Below are 19576 nucleotides of genomic sequence, written 5' to 3' on the forward strand. Positions count from 1 at the left end.
CCAAATGACCCAGTCTCTCCTGAGCGTCCGGCCGCCTCTCCGGCCCGTCCCTGTCTCTCCAGGCGTCCCAGCGTCTCTCCGCCGCGTTTCCCGTCCCGTCCTGCGTTCCCGCCGTCCCGTCCGGTGTATCTCAGCAGCATCTCGTCGCTGCCGGTGAAGGGGGTTCTAAGGTTACTCCCAACAACCCGCAAGCCCTTTTTTGACGTTTGCATGACTTTTTGCAAATTATTCGTGAAGTTTGATGTTTTTCAATAACTTACATGTACAAAAAAGATGGCCGGCTTGCTGTTTTCCGGCAATTCGCCCGGCATAGGCGCGACAGGCGCGATGGCTTGAGGGTCACCTCTCGCTAGATGTTGGGGTTCCACCACCGAAGCACACAAGAGGGGCAGGGTTCCGCGAGTCGCAACCGGCAGTTTCTCTTCAACTCAGACATCCGATTCCATAGTTTTTTCTTGAAAACACCCAACGACGCCCTTGAGCCAGGCGACCCTCCCGGCTGAGGCAACTGATTACACCCCGCCAGCGCTGCTTAGCCCCTGCGCCCGGTGAATTGCCGGATCATGATCCCGCCTTCCGTCAGGCTGGTGCGGACCGATTGGGCCAGCTGCACCGCTTCCGCCGTATCCCCATGCAGGCAGATGGTATCGATCGAGGCGGGAATGCGTTTACCGCTTTCGGTGATGATAGCGCCCTCGTCCACCATTTGCAGAATGCGCGGACCGGCCAGGGCCGGGTCATGAATGACAGCGCCCGGCAGGGAACGGTCGACCAGCGTGCCGTCATCATTATAGGCACGGTCGGCGAAGATCTCACCGCACCAGTTGCAGCCGAGACGGCGCACCGCCTCTTCCATGGCCGTGGCCGCCAGCACCATGATGATGATGTCCGGATCCACCTCCAGTGCTGCCTCGTAGCAGGCCCGTGCCATCGCGTGATCGGTGCAGGCCATGTTGGACAGCGCCCCGTGCAGTTTCAGGTGCCGTACTTGGGTTCCGGCAGCCCGCGCCATGCCCTGCGCTGCGCCCAGCTGGTAGCGGATCATGTTGGCAAGCGCGTCATGCGGCACATGCATCTTGCGCCGCCCGAAGCCCTGCAAATCCGGAAAACCAGGATGGGCGCCGATCCCGACGCCGTTCTCATGCGCCATCGCCATGGTCCGGGCCATCACATCCGGATCGCCTGCGTGAAATCCGCAGGCTATATTGGCCGAGGAAACGATGCCCAGCAGCGCCGCGTCATCCCCCATGGTCCAGGGGCCGAAGCTTTCGCCCATATCAGCGTTCAGATCGACGGTCTTGGTCATGCGGTCTCTCCCGTTGCAAAAGGGTCAGCCTCCGCAGAGACGGCCCCGCTGATCAGTTGATAGGATAACAAGTCCCGCAAGGCAGCCGGATCGCGGACCAGCGGGCGGCAAGCTGCGGGCAGCCCTTTTAAAGACTTCTCATACTTAGCCTGAATTTCCAGCGCCTGTTCCAATCCGATCCAGCAGAACCGCAGCGCAGCCCCGGCCTGGGCCTGCGCCGCCTTGGGCAAATCACAGGGCAGGACGGTACCGATCCGCGGATAGCCGCCCGTTGTCTGGCATTCGCGCAGCAGCACAAAGGGCTTGCCGTCACCGGTCATCTGCACGTCACCTGGCAGGATCACCTCGGACAGGATATTGAGCTGGCCGTCAGCGGCAAAGCCTTCGCCGTCCGAGACCATTTCCACCCCCATCCGGTTGGCACGGCCGCCGCGCCTGAAAGCCGTGGCCGCGAACCGGGTGCGGACAGGTTCTGGAAACAGGCAGCTTTGGAAACTTTCGACAATACGCAATTCGCCGCCTTGAAAACGGTCCTCGGCAGCCAGCACCAGACCTGTTTCACTATGCCGGTCCGAACCGGCAGGCAGCAGGTCCCCGGCTGCGGCCGCCCGGCCCAGCCCGGCCATCAGATGCACGGCGCGGGAGCCCAGCAGCGGCTCGGATGCGACCCCGCCGCCAAGATGCAGATAGCCATAAACACCGCGGCGGGCGGCACCAATAGACAGGCGCTGGCCCGCCTCCATCCCGTGCGACGCATTCCAGGCCAGCGGCTCCCCCTCCAGCGTTGCCGCCATCGGTGCGCCGGTCAGGGCAATGCGCAGGGGGCCGGTTGCTTCGAACTCGCCGCCCATGCCCCCCATTTCCAAGGCCGCCAATCCGGGATCCTGCCGCAACAGCGCTGCCCCTTCGGCCAAGGCCAGCGGGTCTGCAGCGCCGCCCTGCGACACCCCCTGCCCCAGCAAACCGGGCCGCCCCGTATCCTGAACCGAAGCTGCCGGGCCGATCCGCAGTATCTTGAGGCCGCTCATGCTGCGATCTCCGCGACGACGGCGCCGCCAAGCAGCGGTTCATCCTCGCAGTGTTTCAGAAAGTCCGGTTTGGAGACCGGCTCAAACTGCATCTCATCGCCGGGGCGCAATGCAAAGGGCTGCGCTGCCCCCGGCTGGAACAGGGTCAGCCCGGTCTGACCCACATGGCGCCAGCCGGTCGGCGCCGGATTGGAGAACAAGACGAACTGGCTGATCGCCTGCACCAGCGCGCCGCGCGGCACCATCGGTGTCAGTTCAGTCTGACGCGGCAGGTTCCATTCCGGCCCCAACGACCCGAGGTAAGGCTGGCCGGGGGCAAAGCCGATGGTCAGCACCCGCACCCGGGCGGCACCCAGGCTTTCAATGGCCTGTGCCTCGCTCAGACCCGCGGCATCGGCTGCTTCTCCCAGCTGGGGTGCCAGATCGGTACCATATACTGTGGGCACCCGCCAGAACCGGCGCCCGGCCGGCAACGGCGCCTGCAACCAGTTTCGGGCCGTCAGAAGGGTTTCCAACGCAGCCTCCAGCGCCTCATGCCGCAGATCAGCAGGATCAAAACGGACAAAGACCGAGGCCAAAGAGGCCATGGTCTCTACAACCCCTTCAAGCGGCAGCGCTTCCACCGCACTGCCAAACGCCAGCGCGGCGCGGTTCGAGGCCTCGCTAAGGCTGCTGTCAAAGCTTACCAGCATGCCGTTCAACCCGGCCCGCCGGACCAGCGGATAGGCTGGCGCCTCCTGGCTGTTCATGTTTTCACCCCGTCATTTTTGTGCGCAAGCGTTGCGGCGCAGACGGGGAGTGTCAACACGTCAATTCATAGAAAAACTTACCGCTGCCCAAGGCAACAACCGCAAGCCGGTTTCAGTAATCATCCCACCCTTGCGCCGCAGGCAGCGTCTCTGCATCAAAACCGCCGGCGCCTTGTGCCGCAGGCGCTGTTGCCGCCGGGCGCTGGAAGGCCACCACATCCGCAACCGGGGCCGGGTTGCCTGTGGAGCTGAACTTCGACACTTCGCGGGTCAGCTGGCTGGCGTCCGCGGACAGCAACTGGCTGGCGGCCGAGGTTTCCTCAACCATCGCGGCATTCTGCTGGGTCACCTGATCCAGCTGTGAAACACCAAGGTTGATCTCGCTCAGCGATGTCGCCTGTTCCTTGGCGCCAGCGGCAATCCCGCCGATGTGGGTGGAAATATTCCCCACACTGTCAATGATCTGCTTCAGCTCCGCTCCGGTTCTGCCAACCAGATCCACACCGCTGGCCACCTGCTGTTTGCTTTGACCGATAAGCTGCTTGATCTCGCCAGCCGCCCCCGCGGACCGTTGTGCCAGCGCCCGCACTTCTGAGGCAACGACCGCAAAACCACGGCCTGCTTCCCCTGCCCGGGCGGCTTCAACCCCGGCATTCAGCGCCAGCAAGTTGGTCTGAAAGGCGATATCGTCGATCATCCCGATGATCTTGGCGATTTCCTCGGATGAATTCTCGATCTGCGACATCGCCGCCACTGCGTCCGAAACAACCCTGCCGCTGCGTTCCGCGGCAGTCTGGGCCTCGCTGACGATACCCTCCACCTTCTCTGCGCCCTCCGCCGAGGAATGCACCGTGCCGGTCAGCTCTTCAATGGCTGCTGCGGTTTCCTCCAGCGTCGCAGCCTGGCTCTCGGTTCGCTGAGACAGGTCGCTGGCGGACTTGGAAATCTCTTCCGCAGTGCGCCCGACAGCTTCGGAAACTTGCGTCACGGCGCCCATCGCTGTTCCAAGCTGCTCCGCCGAGCGATTGAACGCCTCACCCAGCGCGGCGATGTCCGCCTGATCGGACAGTTTGACCCGGAAGCCCAGATCCCCCTGGCTCATCGCATCCAGCCCCTTGGCGATTTCCTGCAGCCCGAGACGGCGCACTGTTACATCTGTGGCCACTTTGACCACCCTTTCAACTGTGCCATCCGCATTTTCAACCGGAGCATAGGTCGCCTGGATCCAAATGGTGGCGCCATCCTTGGTCACCCGCGGGAACTGGTCCGTGAACACACGGCCAGCGGCCAGGTCTTTCCAGAATGACTTGTATTCCGCACCCCCGGCAATTTCAGGAGCCACAAACATCGAATGATGCCGACCCGTGACTTCTTCCAGCCGGTATCCCAATGCAGCAAGAAAATTGCCGTTTGCAGTCAGAATCGTACCGTCCGGTTTAAATTGGATGGTTGCCTGGGTGCGGTCGACCATTTCCGCAATAATCCTGGCACCGCTGTCCTGCTCCACGGGCTTGGACGATTTGAATTTGAAAAACAATGAATTTCCCCGCGCGTTCCTGATTCTCGATGGCTCGCGCCAAGAGTATCGTAAAGCCAACAGAAAATTCTTAACGCCCCGGAGAGTTGCGTTTTAACTGCGCCAAGAGCTTTGTTGCCCAAATCCGGAGCTGAACGCACTCCCCCTTTCCCCGGACGGGCTTACCCTGCGGGCTCTGTGACAGGTATGCCAAGGACGGTGTAACGGTTGAGCACGGCAACGCGGATCTGGATTTCCGCGACGTGCCGGTCGAAGCCCCTCGCCATGAGGCTTTGCCCCAGCAGCTTTACGCAGTGCATCCAATCGTCGGGAAAATGATCTTCCTCATATCTCGACGCGGCTTCGGCGATGGTATTCACTCCACCGTTTCCAGATGGTTCGGCCGAGATAGCGCGACGCATCGACCGCATCGTTGCGGGCGATGGCTCCGGCACTTGTGGGCTTCCATGGTTTGGCGTTTTTGCGCGGCGGGATGACCGCATGTGCTCCTCGCGCTGCAATCACATCATGGCATTTGCGCGTGTCATAGGCACCATCTGCGGTCACTGACCCGATGTCCTGATCGGGCAGGATTTGGTCGGGCAACTCCGGCAGCATAGGAGCGTCACTGACGTTGCTGGCCGTGACCTCGACGGCCCGAAACTCCAGTGTTCCCTCGTCGATCCCCCTCTCGGCGAATGTGCCATTCGCCTGCCGGGCAAGGGATACGTATCTTGCGCCATATCCGGCGTTTTGGACCTCCATGCGTGCGGGTATTCCACTCGCCTTCGCCCTCGGATTTGATGCCTGTACTATCGATCAGAAGGTTCAGCGGACCGGTTCCGCCGCGATACGGAAGGCTCACGCTCAGCGTCTTTTGACGGCGGCTCAATGTGCTGTAATCCGGCACCGCCCAATTCAGTCCAACCAGCCGTAAAAGGCTTTCGACAAAGCCCGCCGTCTGACGCAGAGGCAATCCGAACCGCACCTTCAGGGTCAGGCACGCCTGGATCGCCGCATCACTGAAACTCTGTTGCCGCCCACGCTTGCCGCTCGGCGGCGGCAACCAGACCATCTCAGGGTCAAACCAGATCGACAGTGAACCGCGCTGCTTCAGCGCTGTGTTGTAGTCCGGCCAGTTCTTGGCCTTGTACTTTGTCGGGGCCCAACTGCTCATGCTGCCCAGCTATCATGCTGGATTCATGCAGTGAATCCCTCAACCGAGTTGTGCAACAAAGCCTCGTCGATATGGTTGACCGCTATTGGCGGATTGTTGAATTCCCTCTCCCTGGCAACTGACCGGCACCTGGTCCGCAGCGCTTTTGCGGCGCCGCGTCCGAAAATCACCGGCACCCGGCAACACCCCCGCCTGCGCGGCTGCATCGTTTTGGCAGCCATGCCAAAGGCATCGCACTTCCGGGCTGATTTCGACGCAAGGGCAAAGCACCGCCATGCCTTGACACTGGTGGGCGCAGGATGGCTGTCTTGTGTTGACCAAAAGGCGAAAATTGGATTCGCGCCCTCGTGAGCAGGAGTTGCACCACATCATGCCCCGCTTTGAGATCAGCCCGGAGAACCCGGCCGGGCCGGAAGCTTCAGCCCTGATCCGGCGGCATCTTTCGCAAATGGCGGCACAATCGCCGCAAGAAAGCTGCCACGCGCTGGATACAAGCGGCCTTGAAGGCCCTGATGTACAGTTCTTTCTGCTGCGCCAAGGCGGCAAGGCGGTTGCCATGGGGGCGCTGAAACTGCTGGACGGCGGCGCGCGCGAACTGAAATCCATGCACACTGTGTCCGAGGCCCGCGGCAGTGGAGCAGGGCGCGCAATGCTGGAATTCCTGCTGCAGTTTTCCCGCAAGGAAGAGGCTACAGGCCTCTTCCTGGAGACCGGTTCCACGAAAGATTTTCTGCCCTCGCGTAGACTGTATGAATCCTTTGGTTTTCGGCAATGCGAGCCCTTTGGAGACTACGCAGAGGATCCTTGGTCGGTATTCATGCATCTGGACTTGCACACAGCGGCTTGACCCCTGGCACCTGTCTGTCATAACCGGCGCCAAGCGGCCCCTTAGCTCAACCGGATAGAGTAGAAATAGCACGCTATCACCTACCAAGTCGGGAACTCATTTGAAAATAACCAAATTTTCAAGGCAGGCATCCCACTTCTCTACCAAGTTGACATGGCGAGGGATTTGGCTGATACAGCCGGGACAAGAGCGGGCCGTTAGTTCAGCTGGATTAGAGCAGGGAACTTCTAATTCTCAGGTCGGGGGCGAGCTACTCCCCAATCGTTGGACAGGTTCGGACGTAAATTAAGCTACTCTGTGCTCCTGCTGACCGGGTTTGGTTTCGTCATTTCTCAGCCAATAGACCACGGCTGGCGGTTTGCCGCCAAGTGCGGAATGGGGACGTTTTCGGTTGTAGAACTCGATCCGGCAACCAGCACCTGCCTTCGCTTCTGACCCGGTCTCCCAAGCGTGCAGGTAGACGCATTCGTATTTCAGGGACCGCCAGAGCCGTTCGCCGAAGATATTATCGAGGAACAACGGCTTGCGCGCGGCTATTGAACGGGTGTTCGAGGCCACTTGGCAGCGCTGCCGCGTTCACTGGATGCGCAACGCCCTCGCGCATGTGTCCCGCGGCCAGCACACGGTCGTTGCCGCGGCAATCCGGCAGACCTTCGATCAGCCTGACCGCGCATCCGCCGGGGAAACCTGGCGCCGCGTGGCCGGCCAGCTCCGCGGGCGATGGCCCAAGCTGGCCGGTCTTATGGACGAAAGCGAGCACGATGTTCTGGCCTATATGGGCTCCGCCCGTTCTTGCCTCAAACCGTCCCCCGGGCGGTTTGCCGCCTGCGGCGGACCGGCGCGAACTCCCGCGCCAGCACCGCACCAAGTTGCATAGCACCAATCCGATCGAACGTCTGAATAAGGAAGTGAAGCGGCGCGCCGACATCGCCGGGATCTTTCCGAACGAGGCGTCCATCATTCGCCTGATCGGCGCGGTGCTGTGCGAGCAGAATGACGAATGGCAGACCGCCAGCCGCTACATGATGGTCGAGGCCTTCGCCGAAATCGACGCAGAGGAGACGGATCCCATTCTCAGCCTATCATCCCAAGCCGCCTGATCATGACCTCAGGCCATCTGGGAAATTACACCAGCTTGACGGACGTGACCCAGGGAGTAGCTCATTTCCGAACTCCTGCACGCCAAGAAAAAACAGCCCCACTTTACTCACTTTGCTATTCTAATGCTCGAAGAGTAGAGGCGTTTGGCCATGCTATCATCGGTTAGGAGTAACAGAACGTGCTTCATGGTGCTTTGAACATTCGAAAAAACCGTATAGCACTTTTCTTTGAAATTTGCATCTGGTAGACAAATTCTCGTGGTTAGGCCCCGTAGCTCAACTGGATAGAGCAGCCGACTTCTAATCGGCAGGTTGAGGATTCGAGTTCTTCCGGGGCCGCCACAAAATCAAAGTCTTAGCAGTAGTTAGAGCGTCGTCATCCGGTTGCTAGAATCTGACCCCGGCCAAAATTAGTACTCTGCAAGATCTACGATTTGGCTGTTCCTTTCTGCAACGTCCAACGTCGACCACCAGTGAGAAGCTTTGGCACGCGCCTGAGCATAGATCAGGCTTTTCACAGACTTCAGTTCTGGAAACTGCTCCTCGCCGGAAATGAGCTTCTCCCTGAAATTCGGACACTGACGTAAGCTACGATTTGCTGTCTGCTGATCTTCGACGAGGAGGAGATCAGCAGATGCCGAAACGGAAGAACCACTCGCCTGAGTTCAAGGCCAAGGTTGCGCTTGAGGCATTGAAAGGCGAGCGAACGGCCGTTGATCTGGCAAGCCGGTTTGGCGTTCAGGCTTCCTGACCCAAACACCGATCGACCAGATTCGCCCGTGTCTTTCCCTGGACCCGGCGGCGGCCTGCGAGCACCGGGCGGAGAGGTTCCCGCCTCAACGGCGCATGTGACCCAAGAAGGGCCTGACGCTTTGTCGCCTTACTGTCTTGCCCAGGCAACCGGTTGCCTTTGCGGGGTCAATTCAGTCGAATATCGGAGGTCAGTCTGCCCAAAGATCAAAGCGTAGATCAGCCCTGGATTGTTGCCGGTGTCGATACATAAAGACTTGCACTTTGCAGCTATCGTCGATGTCCATGACCGGGTCATAGCGAATAAATCCTTTGCCAGCACAAGTCAGGGCTGCAAGAAGATGCTGGTATGGGTGCTGTCCTTCGGCGCCGTTGACCGGGTGGGTATCGAATGCACCGGCACCTATGGCGCGGACTTGCACCGCTACCTGCAAGCCGCTGGTATCACGGTTTTGGAGGTCACAGCACCGGACAAAAGTGATCGGCGTCGCCGTGGGAAAGACGATAATTTCGATGCCATCAATGCCGCACACGCTGCCTTCGCTGGCGTGCGAACCGTCTCACCGAAAAGCAGGGACGGCATGCCCGTGAAGTCTTCTACAGCCTACGCCGAAGGCATCTTGAGATTGGGCAAACCAAATCGGCCCTTGACTGTTAGAAGGGCGTCCAGGGCAGCCAGTTCACGTCGTTCGCCTGGACCGACCGGTTGCGCCGAACCGGGGTGCGTACAGATATTCGTCCCGCTCTTGATCAGGTGCGGCTGGAAGTGCTTCAAGTCATCCGGTGTGACTGCCTCCGGAGACCGCCCGAGCCAGGAGGCAAACCGCTTACAGGCCCGCAAGTGGCTGGTCTGCGACGCCGGTCCGAAATTGCGTGCCAACATATCCGCGGTCATGCGCGCGCGAAGGGGGGCGAAGCAGGACGCTGAATGGTCATGGGACAATCCCCTGTCAACCCAGGCCGAATCACCTCGATCAACAGCACACACCCGGCCTCGAAAACCGCGAAATAAATCCCGCTTCTGTGCAACGCCAGCCACACAGAGCCCCTATCGCGGAGCGATTTAGTGCTTGCGAAAACGCCCGCTTTGCAAAGTCCGGACCGATTTCCAATAGCGGGCATTGTTTTGCCATAGCGCGAAGGAGCGGTCTGCGTCCTCATTTTCAGCTGGTTTACAAGCTATGAGCCGGAGAAGACCACACTCATTTTTCCATCGGACTGCGGCGGCCCCGAGGCACCCTCCGCATAACTTCAACATTCTGCTAGCCCATCAGCAGAGGCAGAAAAGTTACAGATTCACGAAGTCGTCAGGCTTTCGCCGGTATCCAGTACCGGCGCCGCATCAATGTCTTCCGCGTCCAGCATGGCCGCTACGCGCTCCAGCGCCGCGATCAGCGCCGCCTGCTCCCAATCTTCCATCGCTTCAAACTTGCGGACGAACCGTTGCTGCAGGGGGTCAGGGGCTTCCACAATTGCCTGACGGCCTTTTGCAGTGACAGATATATTGGTTTGACGCCGGTCGGTCTGCGACTTTTCACGCACGGCCATCTCTTTGCGCACCAGCTTGTCGACCAGCGAAGTCACGGTTGCCTGGGAAATCCGCATCTGCTGCGAGATTGCCTTGGCCGTGCAATGCGCACTGCCTGCGATGATCTGCAGCACACGGAACTGCGGCGCCGTCAGTTCCACAGACTGGGCAAGCTCACGTCCGAACAGATCGGTTGCGCGCAAAATTCGGCGCAGGGCTATCAGGCTGGCATCAATACGGTCCATCTTCAGTTTCTGGCAGAGCTTGGAGGGATAATCAAGAAGTGCGATTTTTATGGTTTTTACTTCGATAGGCGAAGCATGTAAGGTTTAACCCATAGGGGTGATCACGTAATAAATGCAGAAAAACGACACATTGACGCATTTCACGACGCCACCTTGAAAGCTTCATACTGGGATGTTACTTAGCCAATCAAATTAAATGGAGGCGCCGAGACAGATGCGACATGCGTTAGAGTTTTTCCGGAAAGCAACACCTGCACTGCGTGAACCCGCAGCGGAAGATGGAGCCGGAATCTGGGAGCTGGTACGCGAATGCAAGCCGCTCGACGAAAACTCGATGTACTGCAATCTGATCCAGTGCGATCATTTCAGCGAAACCTGCGTGGTTGCCGAGATCAATGGCGTAATTGCCGGCTGGGTTTCTGCCTACGTCCTGCCCAACGATCCGGACACGCTGTTTGTCTGGCAGGTGGCGGTGTCGGAAAAGGCCCGCGGAACCGGGCTCGGCTCGCTGATGCTGAGCGGCCTGCTGCGCCGTAAGGCCTGTGAAAACATCAAACGGCTGCAAACAACCATCACCCAGGAAAACAGAGCGTCCTGGGCATTGTTCCACAGCTTCGCAGCCAACCGGAGCGCGCCATTAACGAACCAGCCCTACTTTTCTCAGGCCCAGCATTTCCGTGACCGCCAGAGCACCGAGCACATGGTCACGATCGACTTATCTGAGGCCGCCCAAAAAGCGGCGTAAGGGCGTTTTCACCCATGTGGCGATTGCCCGTTCTGGCCAGCCTAATTCCAAGAGGACACACAATGCCGACTGACACGTCAGCCGAAATTTCTATTTTCAAACGCCGTGAATCCGAAACGCGCAGCTATTGCCGCGGCTTCGATGCGGTCTTCACCAGGGCCAGCGGCTCTGAGCTGACCGACGACAAGGGAATCAGCTACATCGACTTCCTTGCCGGCTGCTCGTCGCTCAACTACGGGCATAACGACTCGGACATGAAGGCGGCCCTGATCGAGCACATCTCCTCCGATGGCATCGCCCACGGCCTGGACCTGCACACTGACGCAAAGGCAGAGTTTCTGGACGCCTTCGACCAGCACATCCTGCGGCCGCGCAACATGGATCACAAGGTCATGTTCACCGGCCCGACCGGTGCCAATGCCGTGGAAGCGGCGCTGAAACTAGCCCGCAAAGTGACCGGCCGCACCAATGTGATCGCCTTTACCAACGGTTTTCACGGCGTCACCCTGGGCGCCCTGGCGGCAACGGGCAACAGCTATCACCGCGGCGGTGCCGGAACGGCGCTGAACGGTGTGACCCGGATGCCCTATGACGGCTATTTCCCAGGCGGCGCTGATACCGCTGATTACCTCGAGGCAATGCTTGATGACCGCTCCAGCGGCGTTGACGCGCCGGCTGCTATCCTCTTGGAAACCGTACAGGGCGAAGGCGGCCTGAATGCAGCCAGCCCCGAATGGGTGCAGCGCATCGCCGCGCTGGCCAAGGAGCACGGTGCGCTGCTGATCGTCGACGACATTCAGGCCGGCTGCGGCCGCACCGGAGGCTTCTTCTCGTTTGAGGACATGGGGGTCATGCCGGACATCGTGACGCTGGCGAAATCGGTTTCGGGCTTTGGACTGCCGATGGCGCTGATGCTGGTACGCCCCGCGCATGACATCTTCGGCCCGGCCGAGCACAATGGCACCTTCCGCGGCAACACCCATGCCTTTGTCACCGCCCGGGTGGCGGTCAGCAAGTTCTGGGCAGACGGCCAGTTCCAGCAGAGTGTCGCCGCCAAGGCCCGGCTTCTGACGGCCGCCCTGGAAGAAATGGCCGGGCTGATCCCCGGCGCCACGCTCAAGGGGCGCGGCATGATGCAGGGCCTGGACGTCGGCTCCGGTGAACTGGCGGCCAGCATTTGCGCCCGCGCTTTCAAGGACGGCCTGATCATCGAAACCTCCGGCAACGAGGACCAGGTGGTCAAGGTTCTGGCCCCCCTGACCACGCCCGAGGAGACCTTTGTGAAGGGTCTGAATATCCTGCGCAGCGCGGTCCGCGGTGTGACGGACTCAAGCAAATTTGCAGCGGAGTAAGACATGATTGTTCGCGACTATAACGACATTATCAAAAGTGACCGAAACCGCGTTGTATCGGATGCAAAATGGTCTTCGGTCCGGATGCTGCTGGAGCAGGACGGGATGGGGTTTTCCTTCCACATCACCTTTCTTGAGGCCGGATCCGAACACACGTTCGAATACAAGAACCACTTCGAGAGCGTTTACTGCATGCAGGGGACAGGCTCGATCACCGATCTGGCCACCGGTGAAACCCACCTGATCCGGCCCGGCGTCATGTACGCGCTGGACAAAAACGACCGCCACACCCTGCGGGCTGAGGAAGAACTGGTCATGGCCTGCGTCTTCAACCCGCCGGTGACCGGCAGCGAAGTGCACCGCGAAGACGGCTCCTACGCGCTGGAATCCACCTGAAGAGGCCCCGGCGCAAGCCGGGGGATACCCTGTGAAATTTCCCGAACACACCGTCGAGAAGATCGGCGGCACCTCGATGAGCCGTATCTGCGAACTGCGCGACACGCTCATCATCGGCGCCCGCACCGGTTCTTCGCTCTACCACCGCATTTTTGTGGTCTCGGCCTTCGGCGGGATCACCAACCTGCTGCTGGAGCACAAGAAATCGGGTGAACCCGGCGTCTATGCCCTGTTTGCCAATGATGACAATGATCATGGCTGGCTTGATGCGCTGAGCCGCGCAGGTGAAGCGATGGCCAGGGTCCACAATGGCGTCCTGGACAATCCTGCCGACCGGGCGCAAGCGGAAGATTTTGTGCGCGACCGCATCGAGGGGGCCCGCAGCTGCCTGTTCGACCTGCAGCGCCTGTGCTCTTACGGCCATTTCCGCCTGTCGAGCCAGATGATGCTGGTGCGCGAGCTGCTGTCCGGCCTGGGCGAGGCGCATTCCGCCTTTGTGACAACCCTGATGCTGCAGCGCGCCGGTGTGAATGCGCGGTTTATCGACCTCAGCGGCTGGCGCGATGACAGCGAATGCTCGCTTGAGGAGCGGATCACTGGCGGCCTCTGCACTCTCGACCTTGGATCGGAACTGCCTATTGTCACCGGCTACGCCCAGTGCCGCGAGGGCCTGATGCGCGAATATGACCGCGGGTATTCCGAAGTCACATTTTCCACCATCTCGGCATACACCAAGGCGAAAGAGGCGATCATCCACAAGGAGTTCCACCTGTCATCCGCAGATCCGGCGCTGGTGGGCACGAAAGCTGTGCGCAAACTGGGGCACACGAATTACGATGTGGCCGACCAGCTGTCGAACATGGGGATGGAAGCCATTCACCCGAATGCCGCCAAGATCCTGCGCCAGTCAAAAGTGGCCCTGCGCATCACCAATGCCTTTGAGCCGTCCGATCCCGGCACCCTCATCGACGGCCGGCCTGCGAAAATCCCCGCCGTTGAAATCGTGACCAGCCTTGATGTTGTTGCGCTGGAACTGTTTGAGCAGGACATGGTCGGCGTCAAAGGCTACGATGCCACCGTGCTGGAGGCGCTGCGCCGCCACCGCGTCCGCATCGTTTCCAAAAGCTCGAACGCCAATACCATCACCCACTATGTCGAGGCCTCGCTGAAGACAGTGCGCCGTGTGGTGAATGATCTGGAACGCGCCTATCCGTCCGCCCAAGTCAGCGCGCGGGCGCTGTCCATCGTCTCAGCCATCGGGCGCGACCTGTCAGGAGTGCGGGTTCTGCATCGCGGGCTAGCGGCCTTTGACCAGGCAGGTGTCGAGGTGATCGCCGCGCATCAGACACCGCGCAATGTCGATGTTCAATTTGCGGTGCCACGGACCTCGGCGGAAACAGCGGTCACGGTTTTGCACAGGGCGCTTTTTCCGGAACCCGGCCGGGCTGCAAAAGCAAAAGCGGCGTGAGCAGGCGGCTGGGCCTGTGGCGCTCCGTCGTCTTGGCCCTGCGGCCAGGATTGAGGAACGGCAATGTGGTATCCTGATCCCGAAACGCTTCAATCGCCCCTGCATGCCAGCCTGGCAGTTGCCATTGAGCAGGCCATTCTGACGGAGAAACTCCCCGCGGGATCCCGGCTTCCGCCGCATCGCAAAATGGCAGACCGGCTTGGGCTGAGCGTTCACACCGTAAGCAAAGCCTACGAGAGCTTGCGCAAGCAGAACCTGATTGACGGACAGGTTGGCCGGGGCAGCTATGTCAGCGCTCCCGAACCGCACGCGGCTCCGCAAAAAACCGAACTCGAAGAAGGGTATGATTTCTCCACCTCCCGCCCCATTCGCAACAAAGAACACAATAAGCGGTTCCAGCTGTCATTGCAGGAACTCACGGCAGACCTGAATCCTTCAGCCCTGCAGGATTGCGGTTCTCACTCCGGAAACGATACCCACCGCGCGGCAGGGGCAGAGTGGCTGGCAGCCTGCGGTCTTGCTGCCGCCCCGGAACGGATTCTCGTGACAAACGGCGGCAGCCACGGAATGTCCGTTGCGCTGTCCGCTTTGACCCGCCCTGGCGACGCCGTATTGTCAGACAGTATCACTCATAATCTGCTCGTTTCCGGCTGTTCCTATTTGGGATTGAAACTTTCAGGACTGGAAACGGACTCGTTTGGCATTCTGCCGGATGCATTGGAGGACGCCTGCCGGGCGTCCGGCGCTAAAGTCCTGTTTTTGTTGCCAACATTGGCAAATCCGGTGCCGGTTATGATGCCGGAAGACCGGCGCAGGGAACTGGCCCGAATTGCGGAAAACCATGGTCTTTACATCATTGAAGATGATCCGCTTGGCCCTGTAGCAAAGGATCGCCCGCCGCCGGTGTCAGCGCTGGTTCCAGAGCGTTCCGTCTATATGTCAGCTTTCAGCGCATGCCTTATGACCGGACTGCAGGCCGGATACATGGCAGCGCCAAGCCATCTGCTCCCTTCCCTGACGGGCCGTCTGCTGAGTTTCGGGGGGGCGGGTACGCCCATAATGCAGGAACTGGCCAGCCACTGGGTATTGGACGGCACAGCGCTGGAGATTGCAGACTGGCAGGGGAAAGCTTTGAAAAGCCGCTACCGCATCGCCTGTAGGGTATTGCATGGGATACCCTGGACCGGGCACCCTTCTGCGCAGCATCTTTGGCTGCCGCTGCCCGAGGGATGGAGCTCCTCCGGCTTTTCGCACTATGCGCGCCAGATGCAAATAGACGTTATGTCTGACGTGCCATTTCTTCCCTCTGGAACATGCTCACCAAGCGCAATACGCATTTCCTTAGGCACGGTTCAAGCGGAAAGCCAGTTCCGCAAGGGCTTGGAGCTGATCGCAGCTCTTGTAAAACTGCAACCACAAAGCTTGCCTCATCTTGCGTTCTAGCGGCCGCGCCTCCGCTGCGCTCTGGCGCGCCTGGTATTCTTATGACTCAAAGAAGGTCGTCGGCGACTGGTACCGCGCGGCTACGCAAGGGCCCGGCAGGATCTGGCAGACAAACTCATTGTCATTGACCCGGAAGATTACTCCCATTTTATGGTGCGGTCTGCGGTGCTGTTGAGCGGCGGCAGGCAGCCTGATCTGGCGCAGAGCTTCGTCGACCATCTGGCCACTGCAGCCTGGTCGCAGCCGCCGGGTGCTGATTACCCGTTCCGGCCCCGTCTGCGGAATTCATCGGCGTGGCAAGCTCGAAACAGCCAATCCAGCTGGGACCTAGTTTGTTAGTGTATCAGGACGCCGAAAAGCGCAAGCGTTTCATGGCAGAATGGTTCAGCCCAATCCGAAAGCAGTATGCCAATTCCAAGGCGGCTTTGAACGCTGCCCCTGGGAGAGCGCCCGCACAGCCCCGGCAGGTGCTTCCGGACTCCGCGCGGTCCGGACACCGGCGCACAATAAAGTAAAGTCAGCCAGCAGACAGGGTCTGCTGGCGCGCGAAACATTCTTGACAAAACAACTCAGATTTCTTACGGCTTCCCGCGCGCCATACGGGTGCAATTCAGCAAGACATTGGCGGATCAATTTATTCCGCCGCCAGTCCAGCCACCCCCAAAGAACATGGCCTGCAGGAAATCCTGAGGCAGCCGGCTGGAGAGATGTTGTGATGCTGAGGCTGTGGCTGAAACCGCCAGGTGCCAACCCCGTGCAGCCGGTCTGCTCTGGCCTGCTGCGCCGGGCAACCGGAACGGCTGCACAGGCGGCGGTCATGCTGCTGGCCACCGCTCTGCCCGCAGCAGCAGATACGTTTCCGGTTGAAATACAGCACCAGTTCGGCTTGGTCACTGTGCCAGCCAAACCCGAGCGCATCGTCTCTGTCAGCTTTATCGGACATGATTTTCTGCTGGCCTCGGGCCAGACGCCAATTGCCCTACGCAAATGGTATGGCAACGACCCCTCCGGCGTGTGGCCCTGGGGCGTGTGGCCTTGGGGCCATGATGCGCTGGGAGACGCCCGCCCGGCGGTATTTCAAGGCGAAATCGATTTCGAGAAGATCGCGGCGATGGAGCCGGACCTGATCGTTGGCCAGTGGTCCGGCATGACCTGGCGCGACTACGCGCATTTGTCGCGCATTGCCCCGACCATCGCGCCACGGTCTGAGTATGGCCCCAATGGCACGCCCTGGCAGGAGATGCTGCGCACGCTTGGCGCCGCTACGGGAACCTCCGGACACGCCGAGGCCATCATCACCCGGATCGGGACCCGGGTATCCGCCATCCGCCAGGAGCATCCCGAGCGGGAAAGCGCCAGCGCCGCCCTGGCCTGGGCCGGCCAGAACGCAGCCTATACCAGCCGCGACATCCGCAGCCGCCTGCTGGAGGCGTTGGGGTTTCAAGTGCCCGTGGCTGTCAATGGCCGCGGCCCGCTGAACAGAACCTATGTGATGATCCCGGCAGAGGACCCCTCCCCCATCGACGCCGATGTTCTGATCTGGCTCGGCTCGGGCGGATCTGCTCAGCAACTGGCGCGGATGCCGCTGCGCCGCACCATGCGGGCCTACCGGGACGGGCGCGAGATCCACGCCGGCTATCTGCTGGCAACGGCGCTGTCGCATTCCAGCCCGCTGAGCCTGGATTGTGCGCTGGACCATCTGGTGCCGCTGCTGGAGGCCGCGATGGAAGGGGGTCCCGCCACGCAGGTGCCCGGCATGGCAGAGGCCGGCCTGCTGCCGGAAGGGCTTTAGGATGACGCACACCAGCCTTGCCCGCCACTCTTCTCTGTCCCGGATCAGCCTACGCCGGGTCAGGCTGGCCCTGGCGGTGCTTGCGCTGGCAGCGCTTAGCGCCGCAGCCTTGCGCTTTGGCGTACGGACTGTGGGCTGGAGCGGTATCCGGGACGCGCTAACGGCATATGATGTGACCAGCGCCGATCACATTGTGATCCGGCAAATGCGGCAGCCCCGGCTCGGGGCTGCGCTGCTGACAGGGGCTGCGCTTGGGCTGTCCGGCGCGCTGATCCAAGGCCTGACACGCAACCCTCTGGCGGATCCCGGCCTGCTGGGCATCAATGGCGGCGCGTCGCTGTGCGTCCTGGTGCTAGGCATCACCGATCCCGCCGATTTTGTCTGGGCGGCCCTTGGCGGTGCCGTGGCAGCGGCGGTTCTGGTGCTCCTGCTGGGCGGCGGCAACCGGACCAGCCCGCTGCCGCAAGTGCTGGCCGGGGCGGCCGTCAGCGCCCTGTTCCTGGCGCTGATCTGGCTGGTGCGCCGCAACGGAGTGCGCAGCCTATGATCTGGACCCTGCGCATTTCCAGCCTGTTGCTGCAAATCTCCCGCCAAGGCGTTCTGACAGGCCTTGGCCTGGGCATAGTGCTGCTGGCGGCAGCAGGTCTTGCTCTGGCGACCGGCAGCTACCCGCTCAGTCTTGCGCAGATCCTGGGCGTGCTTTGGGGAGACGGCAGCCCCCCGCAGCAAATGATTGTGCTGGACCACCGGCTGCCGCGCATTCTGACCGCGCTGGGTGCCGGAGCGGCCTTTGGCCTGTCGGGGGCGATGTTTCAGGTGATGATGCGCAACCCGCTGGCAGCCCCGGATGTGATCGGTTTCAACGCAGGCGCCAGTTGCGGCGCGCTGTGCGTGATGATCCTGACCGGCGGCATGGCCCTGCCCGGCGCTGCTGATCTGCTGATCAGCAGCATGGATGTACTGAGCGCCGCCGACATGGCGCAGTGGCTGACCGGCTCTTTGAGTGCCCGCACCTGGCAAGATGCGGTGCTGGTTTGGAGCGGGCTGGCAGTGCTGGCGCCGCTGGCGCTGTGGCTGCATTTCCCGCTGGCCAGGCTGGCGATGGACGATGGCATCGCAACCAGCCTGGGACTGCCCCTGACACGGTTGCACCTGGCGGTGACAGCAACCGGCATCCTGCTGGCCGCACTTGCCGTCAGCACCGTCGGGCCGCTGCCGTTTGTGGCCTTTGCCGCCGATCCGATCGCCCGCTGCCTGATACCAGGCGGCAAGTCTGCACTGCTGGGGGCCGCGGCCAGCGGTGCGCTGATTACCCTGCTGGCAGACAGTGCCGCCTGCGCGCTGCCCATGGTCCAGCTGCCCGTGGGTGTATTTACAGCACTGATCGGCGCACCGCTTTTGCTGTGGCTGCTGGCCGCGCATGTCCGCAAAGGAGCCATCTGATGCCTGCAACTGCCCGCCTTCATGCCGAAGCGCTCTCGGTCGCTTATGCCCGCGCGCCTGTGCTGGATCATCTCAGTGCAGAAATCCCCGACGGCGCCCTGACGGTGATTGCCGGCGCCAACGGCTGCGGCAAATCCACCTTGCTGAGGTCGCTGGCCCGGCTGCAGCCCGCCGGCAGCGGCCAGGTTGTGCTGGACGGCAAAGCGATACACCGCCAGCGCAGCCGTGCAGTTGCCCGAAAGCTGGCACCCCTGCCGCAATCCCCCTCTGCACCCGAGGGGCTGACGGTACGGGCCCTAGCAGCACGGGGGCGCCCCCCTTATCAATCGGCACTCCGGCAATGGTCCAAACAGGATGCAGCTGCGGTGAAACAGGCACTGGAGCTGACCGGCATGGCATCCTTGGCCAGGCGACCGCTGGAAAGCCTGTCCGGCGGCCAGCGCCAGCGCGCTTGGATTGCCATGGCGCTGACCCAAGACACCGAAATCCTGCTGCTGGATGAACCGACCACCTATCTGGACCTGCCGCATCAGATCGAGCTGCTGAAGCTGGTGCAGAAACTGAATCGGGAGACCGGCCGCACAGTGGCCATGGTTCTGCATGACATCAACCTGGCGGCGCGCTTTGCCAGCCATGTGATCGTCCTCAAGGACGGCCGTGTCTTCTGCCAAGGCCGCCCCAGTGAAATTGT

General features: G+C 61.1%; 15 protein-coding genes, 1 tRNA gene and 4 pseudogenes. 13 read left to right on the forward strand and 7 right to left on the reverse strand.

Features of this window, described 5'->3' with window-relative positions:
- Window positions 1-532 precede the first annotated feature (532 nt).
- The 5 genes and pseudogenes from A2I95_RS22010 to A2I95_RS22030 all read right to left on the reverse strand — a co-directional run bounded on the left by A2I95_RS22010 (window position 533) and on the right by A2I95_RS22030 (window position 5776).
- Complete coding sequence (locus A2I95_RS22010) at window positions 533-1306, reverse strand: LamB/YcsF family protein (RefSeq protein WP_291733296.1); 774 nt, start codon at window positions 1304-1306, stop codon at window positions 533-535.
- Window positions 1303-2334 (reverse strand): urea amidolyase, encoded by a 1032-nt coding sequence (locus A2I95_RS22015; protein WP_291733298.1) that lies wholly within the window; start codon window positions 2332-2334, stop codon window positions 1303-1305. The genes A2I95_RS22010 and A2I95_RS22015 overlap by 4 nt, the downstream gene beginning before the upstream one ends.
- Window positions 2331-3083: a carboxyltransferase domain-containing protein gene (locus A2I95_RS22020; protein WP_291733300.1), complete on the reverse strand. Its 753-nt coding sequence runs from the start codon at window positions 3081-3083 to the stop codon at window positions 2331-2333. The genes A2I95_RS22015 and A2I95_RS22020 overlap by 4 nt, the downstream gene beginning before the upstream one ends.
- 112 nt (window positions 3084-3195) lie before the next feature.
- Window positions 3196-4620, reverse strand: coding sequence for a methyl-accepting chemotaxis protein (locus A2I95_RS22025; RefSeq protein WP_291733302.1), 1425 nt, complete (start codon window positions 4618-4620; stop codon window positions 3196-3198).
- A gap of 161 nt (window positions 4621-4781) precedes the next feature.
- A pseudogene (locus tag A2I95_RS22030) lies at window positions 4782-5776 on the reverse strand (IS5 family transposase).
- Between the two features lie 370 nt (window positions 5777-6146).
- Between A2I95_RS22030 and A2I95_RS22035 the strand changes: the two are divergent.
- Window positions 6147-6623, forward strand: coding sequence for a GNAT family N-acetyltransferase (locus A2I95_RS22035; protein ID WP_291733304.1), 477 nt, complete (start codon window positions 6147-6149; stop codon window positions 6621-6623).
- Window positions 6624-6908: 285 nt separating this feature from the next.
- Here the strand turns inward: A2I95_RS22035 and A2I95_RS22040 are convergent.
- Window positions 6909-7139 (reverse strand): annotated as a pseudogene (locus A2I95_RS22040) (integrase core domain-containing protein); the annotation flags it as partial.
- On the opposite strand from A2I95_RS22040, the pseudogene A2I95_RS22045 reads away from it, so the two are divergent.
- From A2I95_RS22045 to A2I95_RS22055, 3 genes and pseudogenes are all read left to right on the forward strand, one after another.
- Window positions 7138-7723, forward strand: a pseudogene (locus tag A2I95_RS22045) (transposase); the annotation flags it as partial. The pseudogenes A2I95_RS22040 and A2I95_RS22045 sit on opposite strands and share 2 nt — an antisense overlap.
- A gap of 265 nt (window positions 7724-7988) precedes the next feature.
- Window positions 7989-8065 (forward strand) — tRNA-Arg (locus A2I95_RS22050).
- A gap of 637 nt (window positions 8066-8702) precedes the next feature.
- A pseudogene (locus A2I95_RS22055) lies at window positions 8703-9057 on the forward strand (transposase); the annotation flags it as partial.
- A gap of 712 nt (window positions 9058-9769) precedes the next feature.
- Here A2I95_RS22055 and A2I95_RS22065 read toward each other — a convergent pair.
- Entirely contained in the window at window positions 9770-10246 is a 477-nt protein-coding gene (locus A2I95_RS22065) for a MarR family transcriptional regulator (RefSeq protein WP_291733308.1), read from the reverse strand.
- 214 nt (window positions 10247-10460) lie between these two features.
- On the opposite strand from A2I95_RS22065, the gene ectA reads away from it, so the two are divergent.
- The 9 genes from ectA to A2I95_RS22110 form a co-directional block, all read left to right on the forward strand.
- Complete coding sequence (gene ectA / locus A2I95_RS22070) at window positions 10461-10991, forward strand: diaminobutyrate acetyltransferase (RefSeq protein ID WP_291733310.1); 531 nt, start codon at window positions 10461-10463, stop codon at window positions 10989-10991.
- A gap of 62 nt (window positions 10992-11053) precedes the next feature.
- Entirely contained in the window at window positions 11054-12343 is a 1290-nt protein-coding gene (ectB, locus tag A2I95_RS22075) for a diaminobutyrate--2-oxoglutarate transaminase (protein WP_291733312.1), read from the forward strand.
- A gap of 3 nt (window positions 12344-12346) precedes the next feature.
- Window positions 12347-12739: an ectoine synthase gene (locus tag A2I95_RS22080; RefSeq protein ID WP_027257580.1), complete on the forward strand. Its 393-nt coding sequence runs from the start codon at window positions 12347-12349 to the stop codon at window positions 12737-12739.
- 31 nt (window positions 12740-12770) lie between these two features.
- Window positions 12771-14207, forward strand: coding sequence for an aspartate kinase (locus A2I95_RS22085; protein WP_291733315.1), 1437 nt, complete (start codon window positions 12771-12773; stop codon window positions 14205-14207).
- 63 nt (window positions 14208-14270) lie between these two features.
- Window positions 14271-15650, forward strand: a complete 1380-nt coding sequence (locus A2I95_RS22090) for a PLP-dependent aminotransferase family protein (RefSeq protein ID WP_291733318.1) — start codon at window positions 14271-14273, stop codon at window positions 15648-15650.
- Window positions 15651-16365: 715 nt separating this feature from the next.
- On the forward strand, window positions 16366-17442 hold the full coding sequence (locus tag A2I95_RS22095; protein ID WP_291733320.1) for an ABC transporter substrate-binding protein: 1077 nt from the start codon (window positions 16366-16368) through the stop codon (window positions 17440-17442).
- Window position 17443: 1 nt separating this feature from the next.
- Window positions 17444-17989: an iron chelate uptake ABC transporter family permease subunit gene (locus A2I95_RS22100; protein WP_291733322.1), complete on the forward strand. Its 546-nt coding sequence runs from the start codon at window positions 17444-17446 to the stop codon at window positions 17987-17989.
- Entirely contained in the window at window positions 17986-18885 is a 900-nt protein-coding gene (locus A2I95_RS22105; protein WP_291733324.1) for an iron chelate uptake ABC transporter family permease subunit, read from the forward strand. The genes A2I95_RS22100 and A2I95_RS22105 overlap by 4 nt, the downstream gene beginning before the upstream one ends.
- Window positions 18885-19576: ABC transporter ATP-binding protein (locus tag A2I95_RS22110; RefSeq protein ID WP_291733327.1), on the forward strand; the 692-nt coding region annotated here is incomplete at its 3' end. The genes A2I95_RS22105 and A2I95_RS22110, both read left to right, overlap by 1 nt.

It is taken from the genome of Leisingera sp. F5, from assembly GCF_001593695.1.